Consider the following 16,205-nt stretch of genomic DNA (forward strand, 5'->3'; position numbering starts at 1 on the left):
TGCTCCTTAACCGTAGAATTTTTTATTGTTAGCAGCCATGTCGCGCAGAGATTGCGGCGCTTCATAAGCTTTCCCTAAATGTGCGTACTTGTCGCAAAGCGCAACGTACTCAGCTACACCAGTTTGGTCGATGTAACGGCATGGGCCACCACGGAATGGAGGGAAGCCTACACCCATGATCATTGCCATGTCTGCTTCAGCAGGTGTTGCAACGATGTTGTCTTCCAGACAACGAACAGTTTCGTTACAGAATGCCAGCATCATGCGGTCAATGATCTCTTGCGGATCAAATTCACGTTTTTCAGCGGTTGCAACAGAAGCCACAAGTTCGTAAGCAGTTGGGTCAACCTGTTTCGCTTTCTTGCCTTTCTTGTCCAGTTCGTACTTGTAGAAACCAACGTCGTTTTTCTGACCTAGACGTTTGTTTTCGTACATCACCTGGATTGAACCTTTGAAGTCTGGCTTCATACGGTCCGGGAAGCCTTCCGCCATGACTTCTGCACCGTGAACGCCAGTGTCGATACCAACCACGTCCATCAGGTAAGCAGGGCCCATAGGCCAGCCGAATTTTTCCATCACTTTGTCAACTTGCTGGAAGTCAGCACCGTCTTTCAGTAACAGGTCAAATGCACCGAAGTAAGGGAACAGTACACGGTTTACCAGGAAGCCCGGACAGTCATTTACCACGATTGGTGTTTTACCCATTTTCTGGGCAAGAACAACGGTAGTCGCGATTGCTTCAGGAGAAGTTTTTTCACCGCGGATGACTTCTACCAGTGGCATCATGTGTACCGGGTTGAAGAAGTGCATACCCACGAAGTTCTCAGGACGCTCCAGGTTTTCAGCCAGACGTGTGATTGAGATGGTAGACGTGTTAGAAGCAATGATCGTATTTTCACGCACTTTCGCTTCAGTTTCTTTCAGTACGATGCCTTTCACTTTCGGGTTTTCAGTAACCGCTTCGATCACGATATCCACTTCTTTAAACTCGTCATAGCTTAAAGTAGGACGGATGCGCGCCAGGGTTTCACCCATTTGCGCCGGTTTCATCTTCTTGCGTTCAACCTGCTTGGTCAGCAGTTTGTTTGCTTCAGACATACCCAGTGCAAGTTGCGGGTTACCGATGTCTTTCATGATGATAGGGGTGCCTTTGCTTGCCGCCTGGTAAGCAATACCACCACCCATGATACCAGCGCCTAGAACAGCCGCTTGGTTTACAGGATGCGCACCTTTTTCATATTTCTTGGAAGTTTTCTTCACCACCTGGTCGTTCAGGAATAGGCCGATCAGCGCACCCGCTTGTGGAGTCACAGCTGCTTTTGCGAAACCTTGAGCTTCAGCTTTCAGTGCATCGTTACGTGGAAGGCTTGCACCTGCCTGTAAAGAATCCAGCATCAGCTTAGGCGCTGGGTATTGAGCAGGGTTTGCTTTTGCCAGTACTGCACCTTTGGCAGTATTGAACGCCATCATTTGCTCAAGCATGCTCAGTTTTACAGGATCAAGTTTTTCCTGACGTTTTGCTTTCCAGTCCAGACGGCCAGCTGCTGCCTGTTTAGCCAGATCAACCGCTGCTTCAGTCAGTTTGTCTGCGACAACAACGGCATCTACTGCACCATCTTTTAATGCTGCGGCTGGTTTTTTCGGATTAGCCATTGCCATCCATTCCACCGCATTGTCGATCCCGATTAAACGGCTTAAACGTACCGTACCACCAAAGCCCGGGAAGATTCCCAGCTTGATTTCTGGCAGGCCGACTTGCGCCTGTTCGGACATGACACGGTAGTCACAAACCAGACACATTTCAAAACCGCCACCCAGCGCCATACCATTAATGGCAGCGACTTTAGGAATATCTAAATCTTCAAAGCTATTGAAGATGTCGTGAACAGGCAAGGCCCATTCCACAATTGCTTGTTCGCCTTGTGCGAAGTTTTCACCAAACTCAGTGATATCTGCACCCACGATGAAGGTCGATTTGCCTGAAGTGACCACCAAGCCTTTAATTTCACTATTGGCTTTGACAGCGTCAATTGCAGCTTTAAAATCTTCAATCGTTGCACGGTTAAATTTGTTGACCGACTCACCTTGTAAGTCAAAGCGGAATTCTGCAATTCCGTCCGAAAGCATTTGGACGGTAATGGCATTGCCAGCGTGGATCATGCCTGATCTCCTTTATTTTGGAGGATTTCTAAGTTGATGTTGTGAAGCAAGTGTGCATTTCCCGCACACTTCTATGCCTCGCTAATCTTACGATAACTATATCGAAAAAGAACATAACAAGTTGTATCAAGCCGTGACGCTAGGGTCATCAATTTTTCTATGCCCAATCAAGGTCTTGTTCCCTTTCTTCTCCTGCTTATTTCGCTTAAAAGCAGATGAAGTACTTGTTTCAGTTTTACTTTTTTGGCGCGGTTGCCTTCTGTTTATAACGGAAAAAGCTGCTACTGCCCATGCCGGAGTTGTGGTGTTTTGGTCAAAAAAGTCAATTTGTGTGAATGGACAGGGCATTGCAAGCACCTGAACAGCGCCAGTTTTGCAACGCTGTGTCTTAAACGCCTGGCTGATTGGCCTGGCTAAATTTGTTATACTCGCCGATATTTTGGCTTGTCTGTTGTCCCTGTACAGGGCGGCAATTTCCCGGATGTTGCTATGCTTAAGTGGATTATTCTGGCCATCTTTGTCATTTCAGCGTTTTATATCCAGCAACGCGGCAAAGTTCGGCATTCGTTTTATCGTCAGTTCTTTGACCATTCGACCCTGTTCGCCCCGATTAATTTTCTGATGTACCGTTTTTCGCGCGTACCGAATCAGCCCTATATCGACACCCAGCATTTTCAGGATTTAAAAGTGCTGGATGAACATTGGGAGATGATTCGCGATGAGGCCAAAGCGCTGTATGAACAAGGCGGCATCAAGGCCTCCAGCAAATATGATGATCTGGGGTTTAATTCTTTCTTTAAAACTGGCTGGAAACGCTTTTACCTGAAATGGTATGACACCGCGCATCCTTCTGCGGCCGAGCTGTGCCCGAAAACCACGGCCTTATTAAAAACCTTGCCAAGTATTAAAGCGGCAATGTTTACCGAACTGGCACCAGACAGCCGCCTGGTTCGGCACCGCGATCCTTATGCCGGTTCGCTGCGTTATCATTTGGGTTTAATGACCCCGAATGATGAGCGCTGCTTTATTGATGTCGATGGCCAGCGCTATTCATGGCGCGATGGTGAAAGTGTGGTATTTGATGAAACCTATATTCACTATGCTGAAAATGGTACCGAGCAAAACCGGATTATTTTCTTTGCCGATGTCGAGCGGCCGTTAACTACCCGCTGGATGCAAAAGTTTAATCACTGGTTTGGCAAAAAGGTGATGACGGCGGCCAGCTCACCCAATGAAGTCGGGGACCGCACTGGCGGCCTGAATAAAGCCTTTGCCTATGTTTATCAGATCCGGATTCAGGCCAAGGCCTTGAAAGCCAGAAACCGGACCCTATATTACATTTTAAAATGGGTGCTGATGCTGGGGCTATTCTTCCTGATTTTTATCCGGCCTTATCTGTTTTAAGATGACATTCTGATCTTTTGCACTCCAACCAAAACGCCCACATGGGCGTTTTTTTCTGCATGGCCCAATACAGCAGCCCCCATAAATTTTGTGTAAGATACAGACAGTAAAGGGGAAAATAATGCAGAAATTTCGTTCCAAAATTGACTGGTGGGTGCTGGCTTTTTTAATCTGTATGACCGGGCTGCTGGTGCAATTGTTACTGACCATGCAGGCCAAAGGCACCATGCAAGCGTATCCGGTGCATACTGCGGTGTATCTGCTGACCATTGTGGTGATCTGGTGGCCGGTGTGGAATACCCGCTATCGTGTGAGCGAAGACTGCCTGACCATCCGCTGCCTGTTTTTAAGCTGGCGCATCCCATTGGCGCAGATTCAAAAAGTATCACCGACCAATAACTCGGTGGCATCTCCGGCCATGTCCTTAAAACGCTTAAAGATTGACTATCAGCAAGATGGCGTGAACAAGTTTGTGCTGGTGTCGCCGCGGCATCCGGAGCAATTCTGCGCCGCGATTAAACAGCCTTTATCGTCCTGATTCAGTGCTGGTCGCTGGGTCCGGCTGAATCAACAGCTGCTGATCCTGACAGTCCAGACACAGACTAAGCTGCTCTGGATGACTGAGGAAATACAGCGCCAGAATCGGTTCCAGTTCGGTGCGCATGCGGCGGCCCAAATGCCGGGCGCCATAGCGAATATCATGTCCCTGATAAAAGTAGGCTTTGGCGGCATCGGTCAGCTGTACCTGACGTTTCTGATGCTGCAGGCGTTTGTTCAGTTTTTCCAGTTCAATCTCGACCAGTTGCGGCAGGGCATTTTCCTGGACCGGCGCATAATGCAGGGTCCGGTCAATCCGGTTGAGAAATTCCGGATCAAAACGGCGCTGCATCACCTTTTCAATAATCTGTCTGGCCGGCAGACGTTTTAGACAGAGGTCCTGCATTTTTTTCGGGAACAGATTCAGCTTGTCCAGATATTGCTGCGCAGCTTGGGCACCGACATTACTGGTCATGAAAATCATGCAATTGCGAAAGTCGATGGTTTTGGTGCCAGAAGTCAGGGTCAGTTTGCCGGTGTCCAGCACATTCATTAGCCCGCGCAGTACTTCAGTCGAGGCTTTTTCCAGTTCATCAAACAGCACAATGCCGGGGCGGGTGTGACTGCCTGCAATCGCAGTTTCATCAAACAGGCTATGGCCTTCTTTGGAGCCAACATAGCCCGGCGGTGCACCGGTGAGTGCTGCTGCATAATGTTCCTGTGCCAGCGTGTTCATATCAATCCGGCAAAAAGCATCCGGGCGGCCATAAATCGCTTCACTGATCAGCCGGACAGTTTCAGTTTTACCGACGCCAGTTGGCCCCAGCATTAGCGTCACCGACAGCGGACGTTCCGGGCTGGAAAAATCTGCCTTGACCACATGCAGCATTTTTTCAATTTCATTTAAGGCTGTGTCCTGTCCAATAATCCGGGTTCTGAGCAGCTGCATCACTTCACGCGGTTCAAAATGAAAGCGCGGTTTGCCAATCAGGCGGTCTTTTTCCGATGCCGCATGTGTTGAGGTGGCCGGCTGAATAATATGCATGGCAGAGTGGGCGGTGTGCATAAACTGAATCCTGAACGGGACAAGCTGTTCAGCATAGCAAAATTTGCCTCTGGCACTAAGACTTTGTAGCAATCATGTCATTTCTGCCGGCATGCTTGCGCGGCAATGCTTGAAAATAGCAGAATCACCATCACATCATGCTAGAGCAGACGAGATCGATAAATAGGCTGAATGTGAACGAAAACGCACGCGAACATATTGTCAAAATTCTGGCCAATATGACCACCTTACCCGGTATTTACCGCATGCTGGGTAAAGATGGGGAACTGTTATATGTGGGCAAGGCCAAGAATCTTAAAAATCGCGTGTCCAGCTATTTCGTAAAAACCATCGAACATCCGAAAACCCAGGCGCTGGTGGCGCGGATTTATGATATTGAAACGCTGGTGGTGCGTTCGGAAACCGAAGCCTTGCTGCTGGAACAGAACCTGATCAAGCTGCATCGGCCACCGTATAATATCATGCTGCGCGATGACAAATCTTATGTCTATATTTTTGTCTCCAGCGACAAGCCTTATCCGCGGATTGCCAGTGGCCGTGGCAAAGGCAAGCATCAGGTGGGTAAATTTTTCGGGCCTTATCCAAGTGCCTACAACGCCCGCGATACTTTAATCGTGCTGCAAAAGCTATTTAATGTGCGCCAGTGCGAAAACAGCTATTTTTCCCAGCGCAAACGTCCCTGCCTGCAATATCAGATCAAACGCTGTTCGGCGCCTTGTGTCGGACTGATTTCACCGGAAGCCTACCAGGAAGATGTGCAGAACTCGATCCGTTTTTTACAGGGCGATACCCGTGAACTGAATCAGGAACTGATTGCCAAAATGGAAGCCGCGGCTGAAGCACTGGAATTTGAAAAAGCGGTGTTTTATCGGGACCGAATGGCCTTGCTGCGCGATGTACAGGCACAGCAGGCAATTTATAAGGTCAAAGGCGAAGCCGATATTCTGGCAATTGCCTATCAGGCCGGGGTGACCTGTGTGCAGATTATGCATGTGCGCAATGGCAAGATGCTGGGCGGGAAAAGCTATTTTCCGGATATGCTCGGAGATGATCAGGGCCAGATGCTGTCCGATTTTATCGCCAACTTCTATTTTCAGGTCGCCGATGAAGTACCGGCCGAGCTGATTGTCAATGTAGAACTGCCAGATGCCAAAGAGCTGGAGCAGGCGCTACAGCAGCAGTTTCAGCAGAAAGTCCAGATCAAGCACAAAGTCCGCGAAACCCGGGCCGAATGGCAAGAACTGGCACAAATGAACGTGCAACACGCGATTAAAGGCAAGCTGGCCAATCACTTCGAGCTGAATGAGCGTTTTCATCAGCTGGAGCAGGTGGTGGGGCGTCCTATTGACCGGATTGAATGTTTTGATATTTCCCACACCATGGGCGAAGCGACCGTGGCGTCTTGTGTGGTGTTTGATTCGGGCGGTGCGCGCAAACGCGATTATCGCCAGTTTTCCATCAATGACATTACCGAAGGCGATGACTATGCCGCAATGCGTCAGGCCCTGACCCGACGCTATAAAAAAGCCATGCTGCCGGATTTGCTGCTGATTGATGGCGGTAAAGGCCAGCTGCATATGGCGATGGAAGTGATGCAGGAACTGGGACTGGAAGCCTTTATGGTCGGCGTGTCCAAAGGCGAGGGGCGTAAACCTGGACTGGAAACCCTGCATTTTACCGATGGCAGCAAAATCCAGCTGCCGGAAGACCATAAAGCCCTGCATCTGATTCAGCAGGTGCGGGATGAAGCGCACCGTTTTGCCATTACCCGGCATCGGGCCAAACGTGATAAAAAACGTGGCAGTTCGGTGCTGGAAGTGATTCCCGGCCTGGGACCAAAACGCCGCCGTGATTTGCTGACCCATTTTGGCGGGATTCAGGGCGTGCTAAAAGCCTCGGAAAAAGACTTGATGCTGGTACCGGGACTGGGGCAGGTCATGGCGCGGACCATCTATAAAATTCTGCACGAATAAGTCCGGCATATTTGACCTATTGGCAAAAATAGTCACTGGCCAGTATACGATTGACCATTCACATCCACACTGAAAAGCTGCAAGATGAAGCGCACTCAATAAAAAGGAAAATATATGTCGCTGCGTTCTGTATTTGCCGCAATCGAGCAGGATGAATGGATTCAGATTCCAACAGGCTGGTTACAGGGTCGAACCATCTATGGCGGACTGGTGGCCGGACTGATGATGCAGAAAGCCCTTTCGGTGATTGCCGACCCGGATAAACGTCTGCTCAGTGCATCGGTGACCTTTGTCGGGCCGGTGCGGGAAGACCGGGCCAGAATCAGTGCAGAAATTTTGCGACAGGGCAAGTCGGTGATCACGCTGGAAGTGCGCTTATGGCAGGATGATGCGGTACAAAGCATCTTGCTGGCCAGCTTTGGCGCGGTGCGTGAATCCAGTATTCAGGTACAGCAGGAACCGTTGGCGCCGGATTATCCTGCACCAGCGCAGCTTAACTATTTACCGGTGCATCAGCTGATGCCGGAATGTTATCAGCAGTTTGAGGTGTGCTGGGCCGAAGGCGATTATCCGTGTACCGGAAGCCAGCAGTCCGATTTTGGTGGCTGGTGCCGCTATACGCCAGAAAAACATGCCAACCGCGACTTTACTGTGGCCGATCTGGTCACACTGATGGACATTTGGCCACCGGGTGTACTGCCTTTATTTAAGACCTTGTCACCGGCCAGTTCGCTGACCTGGCACATTACTTATGTGCATCCGATCCGCCACCAAGTGCATGATTGGTTTAAATATAAAGTGTTTACCGAGCATGCGGCAGATGGCTATTCTACTGAAACAGCACATCTTTGGGATGCTGAAAACCGGCTGATTGCGATTTCGCGGCAAACCGTAACGGTCTTTGCCTAGTGACACTTTCTGCCATTTCGTATAAAGTGAAGCCTATTAACGATGGATAAACCCTCAAAAAATATGTGCATTTAGCTCGTGCATAACGGGGAAGCATTGGCGGTGTCTATGACAACAGGTCGAATCCTGAATATTCCAAATATTTTAACTTTAGCGCGTATAGCCTTAATTCCCGTATTTTTATTGGTGGCCTACTGGCCGCCTGCCATGGGAATCCATGATCATGATGCAGGGATGACCCGGCATCTGATTCTGACCGCGATTTTTGTGATTGCTGCCGTCACTGACTGGTTTGATGGCTATCTGGCACGAACCTTAAACCAGACCTCAGCCTTTGGCCGTTTCCTGGATCCGGTGGCGGATAAACTGATGGTGGCAGCCGCCCTGATTGTCTTGGTGCAATGGCAGCCGACCATTTCCATGGCCTTTGCCGCGATTGTAATTATTTCACGTGAAATTACCGTGTCGGCCTTGCGTGAATGGATGGCAGAACTTGGCGCGCGTACCAGCGTGGCGGTCTCTACCGTCGGGAAATATAAAACTGCATTTCAGATGATTGCGATTTCCGTGTTCTTGCTGAACTGGGAGCCACTGGAATTGCTTGGTTATGCCTTACTCTATACTGCGGTGGTGCTGACTTTGTGGTCGATGTTTATTTATTTAAAAGCCGCCTGGCCGTATTTAAAACAGCCTTAAGGCAAAAAAGCTCCTGTACAGGAGCTTTTTTTATGGATTAAAAAATACAGAATCATTCCTTCATCTTTAACCGGATTGCGGTTTAACTATGGGTTTCTTCTTCTGCGTCATCTTCAAAGGTTCGGGCAATCTTTTCAATATTCAGGCTTTTGGCCATCGCATCAAAAATTTCTTTATAGACACCGTCCTGATGGTAGAGCGTGTCATGTTCGCCGTGTTCGGCAATCGCGCCTTCTTTCATGACATAGGTGTAATCGGCATCAATAATCTGCGACAGACTGTGTGAGATAATCACCACGGTACGGCCCTGTTTAATTTCATCCAGACTCTGCTTGATCTGCTCGGTGGCAATGGCATCCAGACTGGCGGTTGGTTCATCCAGAAAAATAATCGGTGGATTTTTCAGGAACATCCGCGCCAGTGCAATCCGCTGCTGCTGACCGCCCGAGAGCATCAGGGCATCACTGTCATAGCCTTGCGGGAGCTGCAAAATCTGCTCATGAATCGAGGCTTTCTGGGCGGCCTGTATCACTTCTTCCTGAGAAGCATCGGTTTTGCCATAGCGGATATTGTCAAAAATACTGCCCTGGAAAATATGGTTTTTTTGCAGCACCAGCCCGATATGGTCACGCAGGTATTGGGTGTCGATGTCTTTTAAATCCACTCCATCTAACTGAATGCTGCCCTGCTGTGGTTCATAGAATTTATCCAGCAGGCTGATCAGGGTCGATTTCCCTGCACCGGACAGGCCGACCAGTGCGGTAATCTTGTTGGGCTGAATGCACATCTCGATATTTTTTAAGGCATGATGCCCGTTCGGATAATAAAACTCGACCCCGCTTAAATTGAATTGCCCGCGAATTACCGGTTTTTGTGCACCGCTGGCTTCAATTTCATCATCGGCCTCCAGAATCTGGAAAAAGCTTTCCGAGTAGATCATGGCATCATTCACTTCATCATAAATCCGGTGCAGTGAACGGATTGGTGCCGACACGTTATTAAACAGCAACACGTGATACATGATCATGCCGATACTCATCTGGCCATCCAGCACAAAATAGGCAGTCAGGATAATAATCAGTACAATTCCGATCTGTTCAATAAAGGTTTTCAGGCCATCAAACAGGAAGCTGGTCTGCCGGGTATGCATCTGGTTATCGGTCAGTTCCTTTTGCAGTTTTAGCTGTTTGTCCGATTCGATATGTTCCCGGTTAAAGGATTTGATCACGGTAATCGAGTTGATAATACTCAGAATACCCTGGCTTTTCCGTTCGCGGCCATCACGTAAATTGCGGCGCCAGCTGCCAAGTTTCTGGGCCTGTTTATAGGTCAGCCAGAAGTAAATGGGCACAATGGCCGAGGCCACCAGTCCGACATAGAAATTGGCCCAGTACATCAGCCCTAAGGCAATAATCGCGCTGGTAAATAACGGTAAAATATCAATAAAAAAGATTTGTACCAGCCGGGTGAGGGAGCCAATGCCGCGGTCAATCCGGGTTTGCAGCTTGCCGGCCTGATTGTTGTCCTGATTAAAAAACGCCAGCCGGTAAGTCAGGAACTTCTCAATAATGCCTTGAGCCAAATCCTGCGACACAAAAATCCGCAGTTTTTCACCATAAAATTTCTGCCCGAATTGGACAAAGGCATTAATGATTTCCTTGCCCAGTAAAATGGCGCTAATGGTTATCAGAATCTGCCAGCCTTCAGCCAGCCCCTGACCGGCTTCTACCAGCCGGTTAATGCTGTCGACGGCATATTGCAGGGTCAGGGCATTGACCTGTGCGGTCAGAGAACCAATTAAAGTCAGAATCAGCGTGGCAATCACCAGCAGCCGATACGGCCGCACAAAGGGCTTGAGCTTCTGAAAGAGCTGCCATAAGTTCATAAGCAATTATTTTTTATTCTAAAACCTGTTTTTCAGTCTATGTCGATTTGGCGTGGCTCACAAGCACAGAGAATGTTTTGATTTGTGAAGCCGTTTTGGGTTTAAACTGAAGTTCCGCTTCGCAGGAAAACGCCACAATGAATCTGGAACTGTTTCCGCCCGAGCCGCGGCAGAATCTGTTGCCCTATGAGGGGATCGTGCAGGATTATGGGCTGATTCTGTCCGCTGAGGACAGTCACGCTTACTTGCAGCAATGTTTACAGCAGCTGGCCTGGCAAGCCGATGAAGTCACCTTATTTGGCAAACATTATGTCACCGCGCGGAAAATTGCCTGGTATGGTGATGAGTATTATCAGTATCGTTATTCGGGCAGTTTGAAGCAGGCGCAGCGTTGGCATCCGGCTTTGTGGCAGTTAAAACAGCAGATTGAACAGATCGTGGGACATCCATTTAATTCCTGTTTAGCCAATTTATATGCAGATGGCAGTCAGGGACTGGGCTGGCACAGTGATGATGAACCGAGTCTGGTCGCATCTCCGGGTGCAGAAACGGTGATTGCTTCTTTAAGTCTGGGTGCAACCCGTAAATTTAGCTTTAAGCACAAACACAGCGCAGCAAAAGTCGAGCTGCTGCTACAGAGTGGTCAATTAATTGTGATGCGTGGGCAGACCCAGCGCTACTGGAAGCACAGCCTGCCCAAATCCAGCCGTGTGGTGACGCCGCGAATCAATTTAACCTTTCGCTATTTTTATCCACTCTAATGCTGGTTGTGATCCAAAGGCCGGGCAGGGCAGAGATTTATCTCACCACGCTGATCTTAACAGCTGTATTTTGATAAAGATCAATCTAGGTATGTGGATTCAGACTTTCAACTTTCTGTTCAATCAGCGCGGCATTTTCCTGCAAAATGGCAATCAGCTTTTCGACATTGACAAATTCAAAGCGGTTTTTGGAGGCCAGTAAGGTCAGGGTGAATGGTGCTGTTTTATTGGAGAGTCTGATCGGCACCGACAAGCCGGCCAGTTGCGGTTCCAGTTCACCACTAGAATAGTAATAGCCCTGTTTTTTGATCTTTTTCATTTTGCTGATGAACTCGGCTTCATCCTGGGCAAAACCGGACTGACGGAACTGCACGGCAAAACGCTGATAATAATTCAGCATTTTCTGTTTTGGTAAATGCGCCAGCATGATTTTCGGTGACGAACCCATATACACCGGACGTGGGCAGCCGCGGCCATAGGACAGCAGATTCATATGCTGGAATACTTCATCATGCAGGTCGATACAGGCATCCTGATTCAGATAGGTCAGTACGCAGCAAAATTCGGTACGCTGCACAATATCCTGCATAAACGGAATGCTGATTTGCACCAGTGGATCGGTGGTGCGGGAAATATAATCCAGCACTGCAATTTTCGAGCCGAGGGTGTAATCGCCCGAAGTCCCACTTAAACGCTGCAATAATTCGGCCGAAACCAGTTCTTTTAAATAGCGGTAGCTGGTTGGTTTGGACAGGCCCAGTTCTTCACTGATCATATCGACATTAATCACCGGACGTGACACTGAAAATAAATTCAGAACCATCAAAATTTTGCCAAAACTCGATATTGCCATCAGTGATTACTCTACAACGTGAAAAAAGATCAATGAAAAAATCCGGTACTGACTATCATAACAGACCGGATTGAGCTGAAAACCAAGAGAAAGGGATTTGGACGTCAACAGCGAGATTTTAAGGCTGGACGCCTTGCGGATAACGATACCAGCTTTCAATGAACAGGGCGGCCGCAATACTGTCGGCGGCAATTTTTTTACCGCGTCCCTGAGCCTGATAATGATCCAGTTCATCACGGGCTTCACGCGTGGTCAAACGCTCGTCCACCATCAGGGTTTCGATATTGGTCTGATGACGTAAACGTCGGGCAAACTTGCGCGCCCGGGTCGACAGCTCTGACTCGCTATCATCCATGTTCAGTGGCAAGCCAACCAGAAATAAATTTGGCTGATACTGTTTCACCAGTTTCAGCAGTTCGTCCCAGTTTGGAATACCATCTTTCATGGGAAACAGGGCCAGCGGCGTGGCGCTTTCGATCAGGGATTGACCTACCGCCATGCCCATTTTCTGGGTGCCAAAATCGAAGGCCATAATCATGTGTGCAGCAGACTCAGGCATGGCCAATCTCTGAAGCAAGCCAGGTGCGGTCAATTCCGATTTTCCGGTAGGCGGCATCCCAACGGTCGCTATAGGGCAGATTAAAAATCAGATCCATATCTGAATCGCAGATCAGCCAGTCACCACGCGAAATTTCTTCTTCCAGCTGGTTTTTACTCCAGCTGGCATAGCCGAGGGCAATCTGGTAACGGCCTACGCCTTCGTTATGGGCAATAGCATCCAGAATATCTTTGGAAGTGGTAATACAGACATTTTCACCAACCGCAATGGATGAATGCCAAGTTGGCTGGCCAGTATGCAGCACAAATCCGGCTTCCGGACGCAGCGGCCCGCCTTGCAATACTTCATGTGGATGGACATGATCGGCTTCAATATCCAGATCATTCAGTAACTCTTTAATTTGAATTCCTGCCGGACGATTGAGAATAATGCCTTGCGCCCCGTCTTCATCATGACGCGCCAAATAAATGACAGTATTCGCAAAAAAGTCATCATTTATCTCGGGTGGCGCAATAAGACAGCGATGTGTCAGATATTGTTTGGTCACCTAAGCCTTTCTCCTAAAATGTATGTTCTGATATAGATATAGGTCTTAATCATCACGTTACAAGAGGATTGCTATTTCACCAAACATTTTTTGTGGTTTTTCAGTGATTTTATGCGCCAGATTGAAACTTGAGCTGACGTAACTGCTTGGCATGCTGCAAGGTGGTTTCGTTAATTTCGACGCCACCAGTCATCCGTGCCAGTTCCAGAATCCGCTCTTCTTCTTGCAGCATTAAAATAGTACTACTGGCCGGATCAGTCTGCTGTTTCTTCACCAGCAGGTGCTGGTCAGACTGAGCCGCAACCTGCGCCTGATGGGTAATACACAGGATTTGTACGTGCTGCCCCAGACCGGCCAGTAAACGACCCACAATTTCCGCAGTACCGCCACTAATCCCGACATCAATTTCGTCAAACACCAGCACTTCTGCTTCGGTTTTTTCAGCATTCATGACCTGCATCACCAGCGCAATACGCGACAGTTCACCGCCCGAAGCGACACGCGCCAGTGGTTGTGCTGGAATGCCTTTATTGGCTGTAAACAGCAGCTGGATAAAGCTTAAGCCTTCACTCGATGGCTGCTCTAAAGGCTCAAATTTAAATTCAAAATGTGCTTCTGGTAAGGCCAGCTGTTTCACCTGTTCGGTCAGCTGTTTGGCCAAAGGTCCGGCAGCTTCACGTCGAATCTGGTCTAAATGTTCGGCCTTGGCCAAAAAGTCCTGATAGGACACTTCGACCTGTTCGGCCAAGGTTTCCGGATCTTCCAGCTGATGCAGCTGTTCCAGCTCGGCCTGCCAGTTGTCATATTCGGTTTTCAATAATTCTGGCTGGGTGCGATATTTACGGGCCAGACGATGGAAAATTTCCAGTTTGGAATTCAGTTCTTCCATCCGCTCCGGATCGAAACTCTGCCGGTCAATAAAATGACGCAAACTGGCGGTGGCATCTTCAATTTCACTTTGCGCATTCAGCAGGGAAGTATAAATTTCTGACAGCTGTTCACTGCGGCCGGCATGGCTTTCCAGACGCCGTAAAATCGAGGACAGTTCCTGGCTCAGGTTTGGCTCTGCTTCATCCAGCCCGTTCAGACTATAGGCACAATCCTGCATAATCGCTTCATGATGGCTTAAGCGATCAAATTCCTGTTCAATATCGGCATAATCGACCTGGACCACTTCTTCTAATTCTTCCAGCTGCAATTCCAGTGTGTCGATGCGCTGTTTACGCGTCGCCTGGGCATCCAAAGCCGCCTGATGCTGGCGAATATCTTTTTGCCACTGGCTATAGGCATCGCGTACGGCCTGGGCTGGCGCATAAAAATTGCTATAACGATCCAGCCAGTGTTTTGGATAAGGCGGTTCTAACAGCTGCTGCTGGCTGTGCTGGCTATACAGCTGCACCAGCAAACGGCCAATTTCTTTGAGCTCAGAGAGACTGCTCGGACGGCCGTTAATCCAGGCCTTGCTGCGTCCGGTGGCGAAAATTACCCGGCGTAAATGAATTTCGCCCGATTCATCATCCAGTTCCTGCTGTTTTAGCCACTCGGCTTCTGGACTACCGTCATGATAGCTGAAGGTGGCAGTGACATCGGCCTTGTCTGCGCCATAACGAACATAATTGGTGTCGGTGCGTTCGCCTAGACAGGCCGAAAGTGCATCCAGCAATAATGATTTTCCGGCACCTGTTTCCCCGGTCAGGACGTTAAAACCAGATTCAATATCAATGGCTAAACGGTCGGCTAAGGCAAAATTGATCAGGGTTAAATGTGTCAGCATAAACGCATCCAGGCTGCGAAAAGTTTGAGTTGAAGAGTGTCAGGTTGGGCAGTGCAAAGCATTGCCCTTTATTTTAAGCAACTGAAAAAACACAATCATTCTAGCTTAATTTTTGCAGAAAAATAAAACTTCTCGGTACAGAATATTCAGCGGCATGCTGTGAGCAGAGGTTCTATATCCACCATGTAGATCAAGTCGCTACTGTTGCAATCGGAATATCTACTCTTATCTTCATCTGAAACAGAAAACTGTGTCCAGTTTCATGTGCTTGCAATACAGCGTCGGCAGAATGTTGCATAACTTTATCTGCCAATCATCAAATTTTTTATGATTATCAGACAAGCTGAAAACGAGCAGAAAAGTGCTCACTATATTTAGAGATTCAGATGAAAATCAGTCAGATGCATAACCCGAATTGAACCAGTTCGGCGCAGGATTTGTCAGGCTGAAAATACAGATGGTCGGAGAGTGCAATGGGGGCGTTGAACTTTAGTTCATCTGCGATTAAAAGGTATTTGTACTTGCCTGAAAGTTGATTTAGACTCTCGCAAAAATGAGGTGAATTTATTCGCGTGCCAGGCAAAATGACTTGCCTGAAACGACAGGAAATAGAGTGATTTACCTTAGATGAAGATTGATTGATTAGTTCAGTAGGCAGCATTACACTACCTCAATCATAAAATATAAAAACGCGTTAGCTGGAGAATACGCATGTCAGCTCAGTTTGATCATGTATCAGTGGTAAAAAAATCCAATGTTTATTTTGGCGGGCTCTGCATTAGTCATACGGTGCAATTTGAAGATGGCACCAAAAAGACGCTGGGTGTGATTTTACCGACTGAACAAGCCTTAACTTTCGAAACGCATGTTCCTGAACGGATGGAAATTATTTCAGGTGAATGTCGTGTACAAATTGCCGATAGTGAAGAAAGTGAGCTTTTCCGCGCAGGTCAGTCCTTCTATGTACCGGGCAACAGCCGTTTTAAGATTGAAACTGATGATGTACTGGACTACGTTTGTCATTTAGAAGGCTAAGCATTTTTAGCCCAAATCGGTTAAACTAGGCCGACACAGAAATCCT

The 16,205-nt window shown here is 48.3% G+C and carries 15 protein-coding genes; 7 read left to right on the forward strand and 8 right to left on the reverse strand.

Features of this window, described 5'->3' with window-relative positions; translation table 11 throughout:
* Positions 1-6 precede the first annotated feature (6 nt).
* Together fadB and FTU54_RS04510 are read right to left on the reverse strand one after the other, a co-directional pair.
* Positions 7-2,160, reverse strand: coding sequence for a fatty acid oxidation complex subunit alpha FadB (fadB, locus tag FTU54_RS04505; RefSeq protein ID WP_180046145.1), 2,154 nt, complete (start codon positions 2,158-2,160; stop codon positions 7-9).
* A 126-nt stretch (positions 2,161-2,286) separates the two neighbouring features.
* Positions 2,287-2,508: a hypothetical protein gene (locus tag FTU54_RS04510; protein WP_168381957.1), complete on the reverse strand. Its 222-nt coding sequence runs from the start codon at positions 2,506-2,508 to the stop codon at positions 2,287-2,289.
* Positions 2,509-2,649: 141 nt separating this feature from the next.
* Here FTU54_RS04510 and lpxO point away from each other — a divergent pair, with 141 nt between their 5' ends.
* Together lpxO and FTU54_RS04520 are read left to right on the forward strand one after the other, a co-directional pair.
* Positions 2,650-3,564 carry a lipid A hydroxylase LpxO gene (gene lpxO, locus FTU54_RS04515; protein ID WP_104471810.1) on the forward strand — a complete coding sequence of 305 codons (915 nt, stop codon included), beginning with the start codon at positions 2,650-2,652 and terminating at the stop codon, positions 3,562-3,564.
* 121 nt (positions 3,565-3,685) lie between these two features.
* Positions 3,686-4,102: a PH domain-containing protein gene (locus FTU54_RS04520; RefSeq protein ID WP_005181729.1), complete on the forward strand. Its 417-nt coding sequence runs from the start codon at positions 3,686-3,688 to the stop codon at positions 4,100-4,102.
* Here the strand turns inward: FTU54_RS04520 and FTU54_RS04525 are convergent.
* Entirely contained in the window at positions 4,091-5,167 is a 1,077-nt protein-coding gene (locus FTU54_RS04525; protein ID WP_005181730.1) for an AAA family ATPase, read from the reverse strand. The two genes, FTU54_RS04520 and FTU54_RS04525, sit on opposite strands and share 12 nt — an antisense overlap.
* 173 nt (positions 5,168-5,340) lie before the next feature.
* On the opposite strand from FTU54_RS04525, the gene uvrC reads away from it, so the two are divergent.
* The 3 genes from uvrC (at position 5,341) to pgsA (ending at position 8,745) form a co-directional block, all read left to right on the forward strand.
* The gene (gene uvrC, locus FTU54_RS04530; RefSeq protein ID WP_005181732.1) at positions 5,341-7,140 is read left to right on the forward strand and encodes an excinuclease ABC subunit UvrC; all 1,800 of its coding nucleotides are present in this window, start codon (positions 5,341-5,343) and stop codon (positions 7,138-7,140) included.
* A gap of 114 nt (positions 7,141-7,254) precedes the next feature.
* Positions 7,255-8,049 carry a thioesterase family protein gene (locus FTU54_RS04535; protein ID WP_180046141.1) on the forward strand — a complete coding sequence of 265 codons (795 nt, stop codon included), beginning with the start codon at positions 7,255-7,257 and terminating at the stop codon, positions 8,047-8,049.
* A 108-nt stretch (positions 8,050-8,157) separates the two neighbouring features.
* Entirely contained in the window at positions 8,158-8,745 is a 588-nt protein-coding gene (pgsA, locus tag FTU54_RS04540) for a CDP-diacylglycerol--glycerol-3-phosphate 3-phosphatidyltransferase (RefSeq protein ID WP_034598126.1), read from the forward strand.
* Positions 8,746-8,827: 82 nt separating this feature from the next.
* Here the strand turns inward: pgsA and FTU54_RS04545 are convergent, their stop codons facing one another.
* A complete protein-coding gene (locus tag FTU54_RS04545) occupies positions 8,828-10,630 on the reverse strand; it encodes an ABC transporter ATP-binding protein (RefSeq protein ID WP_005181751.1) in 1,803 nt (600 codons plus the stop codon).
* 137 nt (positions 10,631-10,767) lie between these two features.
* On the opposite strand from FTU54_RS04545, the gene FTU54_RS04550 reads away from it, so the two are divergent.
* Positions 10,768-11,391 (forward strand): alpha-ketoglutarate-dependent dioxygenase AlkB, encoded by a 624-nt coding sequence (locus FTU54_RS04550; RefSeq protein WP_016659661.1) that lies wholly within the window; start codon positions 10,768-10,770, stop codon positions 11,389-11,391.
* 85 nt (positions 11,392-11,476) lie between these two features.
* On the opposite strand, the gene FTU54_RS04555 is transcribed toward FTU54_RS04550, so the two are convergent.
* The 4 genes from FTU54_RS04555 to recN form a co-directional block, all read right to left on the reverse strand.
* Positions 11,477-12,244 (reverse strand): IclR family transcriptional regulator, encoded by a 768-nt coding sequence (locus FTU54_RS04555; protein WP_016659660.1) that lies wholly within the window; start codon positions 12,242-12,244, stop codon positions 11,477-11,479.
* Between the two features lie 118 nt (positions 12,245-12,362).
* Entirely contained in the window at positions 12,363-12,803 is a 441-nt protein-coding gene (gene ruvX / locus FTU54_RS04560; protein ID WP_005181760.1) for a Holliday junction resolvase RuvX, read from the reverse strand.
* On the reverse strand, positions 12,796-13,350 hold the full coding sequence (locus FTU54_RS04565; RefSeq protein ID WP_005181761.1) for a YqgE/AlgH family protein: 555 nt from the start codon (positions 13,348-13,350) through the stop codon (positions 12,796-12,798). Before FTU54_RS04565 ends, ruvX begins: the two co-directional genes overlap by 8 nt.
* A gap of 109 nt (positions 13,351-13,459) precedes the next feature.
* Positions 13,460-15,124 carry a DNA repair protein RecN gene (gene recN / locus FTU54_RS04570; RefSeq protein ID WP_104989178.1) on the reverse strand — a complete coding sequence of 555 codons (1,665 nt, stop codon included), beginning with the start codon at positions 15,122-15,124 and terminating at the stop codon, positions 13,460-13,462.
* Positions 15,125-15,835: 711 nt separating this feature from the next.
* Between recN and FTU54_RS04575 the strand changes: the two genes are divergently transcribed.
* A complete protein-coding gene (locus FTU54_RS04575) occupies positions 15,836-16,159 on the forward strand; it encodes a pyrimidine/purine nucleoside phosphorylase (protein ID WP_005181767.1) in 324 nt (107 codons plus the stop codon).
* Positions 16,160-16,205: the final 46 nt, after the last annotated feature.

The sequence above is a fragment of the Acinetobacter sp. YH12116 genome (assembly GCF_013418895.1).
Classification (GTDB): domain Bacteria; phylum Pseudomonadota; class Gammaproteobacteria; order Pseudomonadales; family Moraxellaceae; genus Acinetobacter; species Acinetobacter indicus.

Coding starts and splice junctions, on each gene's coding strand:
- fadB (WP_180046145.1), bottom strand. CDS start 2,160: ATGATCCACGCTGGCAATGCCATTACCGTCCAAATGCTTTCGGACGGA.
- FTU54_RS04510 (WP_168381957.1), bottom strand. CDS start 2,508: ATGCCCTGTCCATTCACACAAATTGACTTTTTTGACCAAAACACCACA.
- lpxO (WP_104471810.1), top strand. CDS start 2,650: ATGCTTAAGTGGATTATTCTGGCCATCTTTGTCATTTCAGCGTTTTAT.
- FTU54_RS04520 (WP_005181729.1), top strand. CDS start 3,686: ATGCAGAAATTTCGTTCCAAAATTGACTGGTGGGTGCTGGCTTTTTTA.
- FTU54_RS04525 (WP_005181730.1), bottom strand. CDS start 5,167: ATGCACACCGCCCACTCTGCCATGCATATTATTCAGCCGGCCACCTCA.
- FTU54_RS04535 (WP_180046141.1), top strand. CDS start 7,255: ATGTCGCTGCGTTCTGTATTTGCCGCAATCGAGCAGGATGAATGGATT.
- pgsA (WP_034598126.1), top strand. CDS start 8,158: ATGACAACAGGTCGAATCCTGAATATTCCAAATATTTTAACTTTAGCG.
- FTU54_RS04545 (WP_005181751.1), bottom strand. CDS start 10,630: ATGAACTTATGGCAGCTCTTTCAGAAGCTCAAGCCCTTTGTGCGGCCG.
- FTU54_RS04550 (WP_016659661.1), top strand. CDS start 10,768: ATGAATCTGGAACTGTTTCCGCCCGAGCCGCGGCAGAATCTGTTGCCC.
- FTU54_RS04555 (WP_016659660.1), bottom strand. CDS start 12,244: ATGGCAATATCGAGTTTTGGCAAAATTTTGATGGTTCTGAATTTATTT.
- ruvX (WP_005181760.1), bottom strand. CDS start 12,803: ATGCCTGAGTCTGCTGCACACATGATTATGGCCTTCGATTTTGGCACC.
- recN (WP_104989178.1), bottom strand. CDS start 15,124: ATGCTGACACATTTAACCCTGATCAATTTTGCCTTAGCCGACCGTTTA.
- FTU54_RS04575 (WP_005181767.1), top strand. CDS start 15,836: ATGTCAGCTCAGTTTGATCATGTATCAGTGGTAAAAAAATCCAATGTT.